Genomic DNA, 3,978 nt, shown 5'->3' on the forward strand with positions numbered 1-3,978 from the left:
CCTAAAGAGCACAATATATTTACTCTAAATTAATTCAATACATTATTCTAATTCTTTACCTTTAAGTTCAGGAATTAAGAATACAGTTGCTAGAATATCAAGTACGTAGATAATAGCTAGGAATGCAATGGCTACTTGGTAGGAGTACATAGAGATGATCATGCCTACTACCATTGGGCTAAAGCCGCCTACAGCACGGCCTATGTTAAATAGTACATTTTGAGCTGTTGCACGGGCAGTTGTTGGGTATGCTTCTGCCATCAAGGCACCATAACCACCCATCATACCATTTACAGAGGCCCCTAAAATTGCCCCAGCAAATAGCATAGCTGTTGGATCAGATAGTTGAGAGTAAATCAAAATAGATGCTACAGCACATACTTGGAATAGAATAAATGTAGGTTTACGACCGATTTTATCTGCCAAACGTCCAAATAGCCAAATACCAACCATCATGCCACATACAGTAACAGCTGTCCATAAACCGGATTTTGTAAGGGAGAAACCTAATTGCTTACTTAAGAAATTAGGTAACCAAATCATAATACCGTAATAACCAAAGTTTTGAACTGATGTTAAAATAGCAACACCAATAGATGTCTTTGTTGTTCTTACATCTTTTACTAATAACTTGAAAGAGTTAGTATGTGAATGTTCCTTAGATTCTTTACTTTGTACAAAGATTTCTGGTTCATGTAGTTTAGCTCGGAATACCCAAGCAACCAAGGCAGGAATAATACCGACCATAAACATCCCGCGCCACCCAATAATAGGAATGAGTAACGGTGTTAACAAAGCGGCCGCTAATACGCCTAATTGCCAACCAAGGGCAACATAACTTGTTGCTTTAGCACGGTGCTTAGCAGGCCAAGCTTCGGCAGCTAGTGCCATGCCAATCCCAAATTCACCACCTAGACCAATACCAGCGATTGTACGGTAAATAAGAAGATCCCAATACCCTTGAGCAAAGGCACAAAGACCTGTAAATACCGCAAAAAGTACGATAGTCCAAGTCAATACGCGAACGCGACCAAACTTATCGGACAAGGTACCAAAGATAAAGCCACCTAGTACGGCACCTACCAAGGTCCACGTTACAAGAGAACCGGCTTGACCTGTAGTCAAGCCTAAATCTCCAGAAATTAAGGTTAGCATAAAGCCTAAAATCAAGAGATCAAAACCATCCATTGCATAACCAATGGAAGACCCAATGACTGCTTTCCAGCCGTATGAATTTACTTCTTTCATAATATTTCCTTTCGCTACTCACAGGTAACAATTAAAGAGATAGCCCCCACTATACAAATGGCCAACTCCTAGACTTAAGTCTAATGAAAGGCTTAGTATATGGGGGCTAAATTTATATATGTTTATTTTAACACATATAAGAGATTAGATTATAACCAATTAAATATAACAACTCATCATATCCGCATCAACTATGTTGATGGATAAGTCATCTAAATCAATTAGTTACGTTCTTTTATTTCAATTTTAATGGAATTGAAGAATTCATCGAATGGTATGGAACCTAATTCGTCACCACCGTGTTTACGAACGTTAACTGTACCTTCTTCAACTTCTTTATCACCTACAACAAGCATGTAAGGAACTTTTGCCATTTGTGCTTGGCGGATTTTGTAGCCGATTTTTTCGCTACGATCATCCACTTCTACACGTACATAGTCGCGGTGCATTTGTTTTGCCAATTCTTTAGCATATTCAACATGTTTTTCAGAGATAGGCAAGATTTTAACTTGTACAGGAGCCATCCAAGTTGGGAATGCACCTGCATAGTGTTCAGTCAAGATACCGATGAAACGTTCCATAGAGCCGAAGCATGCACGGTGAATCATGATAGGACGATGTTTTTGACCATCTTCACCAACATATTCAATTTGGAAACGTTCAGGCAAGTTCATATCCAATTGGATAGTACCACATTGCCATGTACGACCTAAGGAGTCTTCGATATGGTAGTCAAGTTTAGGACCATAGAAAGCACCGTCGCCAGGGTTGATTACGTAAGGAATACCTTTTGCTTCAATGGCATTGCGCAATGCTTCTGTAGCTGCTTCCCAGATTGCATCATCACCCATTGCATTGTCTGGTTTAGTAGATAATTCTACATGGTATTTCAAGCCGAATTGGCTATAAATACGGTCGAACAATTCGATAACTTTCATCAATTCAGATTGCATTTGATCTGGCAACATGAATACGTGAGCATCATCTTGAGTAAACGCACGTACACGGAATAAGCCATGTAATGCACCGGACAATTCATGACGGTGAACTAAGCCAAGTTCAGCGTAACGCAATGGGAAGTCACGGTAGGAGTGCATTTCGTTTTGGTAAACCAAGATACCGCCTGGGCAGTTCATTGGTTTAATTGCATATTCTTCATCATCAATAATTGTAGTGTACATATTTTCACGGTAATGGAACCAGTGACCAGATGTTTCCCACAATTGTTTATTCAAGATAATTGGTGTGCGGATTTCATCATATTCGAAATCATGATGTACTTCGCGCCAGAAGTTTTCCAATTCGTTGCGAAGAGCCATGCCTTTTGGTAAGAAGAATGGGAAGCCAGGACCTTCTTCTTTGATAACGAACAAACCAAGTTCTTTACCAAGTTTACGGTGGTCGCGTTTAGCCGCTTCTTCAAGCATGTGAAGGTATGCATCTAGTTCTTCTTTCTTTTCAAATGCTGTACCGTAGATACGTTGCAACATTTTGTTCTTTTCATCGCCGCGCCAGTATGCACCTGCAATGCTTTGTAATTTGAAAGCTTTCACCTTACCAGTGGATGCCACGTGAGGACCTGCACAAAGATCGATGAAGTCACCTTGCGCATAGCAAGAGATAACAGCATCTTCAGGAAGATCTTCGATCAATTCTACCTTGTAGTCTTCATTTTTAGATTTGAAGAACTCGATAGCTTCTTGACGAGACATTACGGATTTAGTGATAGGCAAGTTTTCTTTTACAATACGGCTCATTTCCTTTTCGATTTTACCCAAATCTTCAGGAGTCAAAGTATGTTCCATATCGATATCATAGTAGAAGCCTTTATCGATTGCAGGACCGATAGCCAATTTAGCCTCAGGCCATAAGCGTTTAACTGCTTGAGCCAAGATATGAGAAGCTGTGTGGCGCAATGTATGTTTACCACCATCTTCTTCGAATGTTAAGAATGCTACTTCAGAACCATCAACAAGTTCTTCGCGAAGGTCTGTTAATTCGCCATTTACGTTTGCAGCTAGTACTTTTTTAGCCAAGCTGTTAGATAATTGTTTTACTGCTTCCCCAAGAGTAGTGCCAGCAGCGTATTCCTTAGCACTACCATCAGGTAAAATGATTTTTACATCTGCCATTTTAATTTCCTCCAATTATTATCTAGGATAGACTGGATTTTTGTAATAAAAAAAGACCCTCTATCCCTACAAAACAAGGGACGAAGATCATTCGCGGTTCCACCCTAGTTAACTACCTATACGAATATATGTGTATAGTTAATTCACTTCATTAAGCCCGATAACGGTGGCGGCCGTATTTGCCTACTTAGGTTCGACAAATCAGTTTAAAGGGGGTAACTCTGATATATGTGTAAGGCATTTCCAGCATCAGCCTCTCTCTGGTACACAGGGATATGAGAATCATGTCCTTTGCATCACTTTTACTAAGATATCTTATCATAGGTACTAAAAAATTTCAACTATATAAGTACCTCCTAAAAAATAGAACAGGCCTGTTCTATTTCTAGAGGCACGCATACACATCTTCCTAAAATTAGTACAGGCCTGTTCTATTCCTAAAGATACGCATTCACATCTTCCCCAAATTAGTACAGGCCTGTTCTATTCCTAGAGGCACGCATACACATCTTCCCCAAATTAGTACAGGCCTGTTCTATTTCTAAAGATACGCATACACGTCTTCCCATAATTAGTACAGGCCTGTTCTATTTCTAAA

At 39.7% G+C, this 3,978-nt stretch carries 2 protein-coding genes and 1 other annotated feature; both genes read right to left on the reverse strand.

Annotated elements, in window-relative coordinates:
- Positions 1-42: 42 nt before the first annotated feature.
- Positions 43-1,248 carry an MFS transporter gene (locus QZ548_RS08290; protein WP_005386135.1) on the reverse strand — a complete coding sequence of 402 codons (1,206 nt, stop codon included), beginning with the start codon at positions 1,246-1,248 and terminating at the stop codon, positions 43-45.
- 221 nt (positions 1,249-1,469) lie between these two features.
- On the reverse strand, positions 1,470-3,380 hold the full coding sequence (thrS, locus tag QZ548_RS08295) for a threonine--tRNA ligase (protein ID WP_295869639.1): 1,911 nt from the start codon (positions 3,378-3,380) through the stop codon (positions 1,470-1,472).
- Positions 3,381-3,453: 73 nt separating this feature from the next.
- Positions 3,454-3,686: a binding site (T-box leader), on the reverse strand.
- Positions 3,687-3,978: the final 292 nt, after the last annotated feature.

The sequence above is a fragment of the uncultured Veillonella sp. genome (assembly GCF_915069625.1).
Taxonomy (GTDB): domain Bacteria; phylum Bacillota; class Negativicutes; order Veillonellales; family Veillonellaceae; genus Veillonella.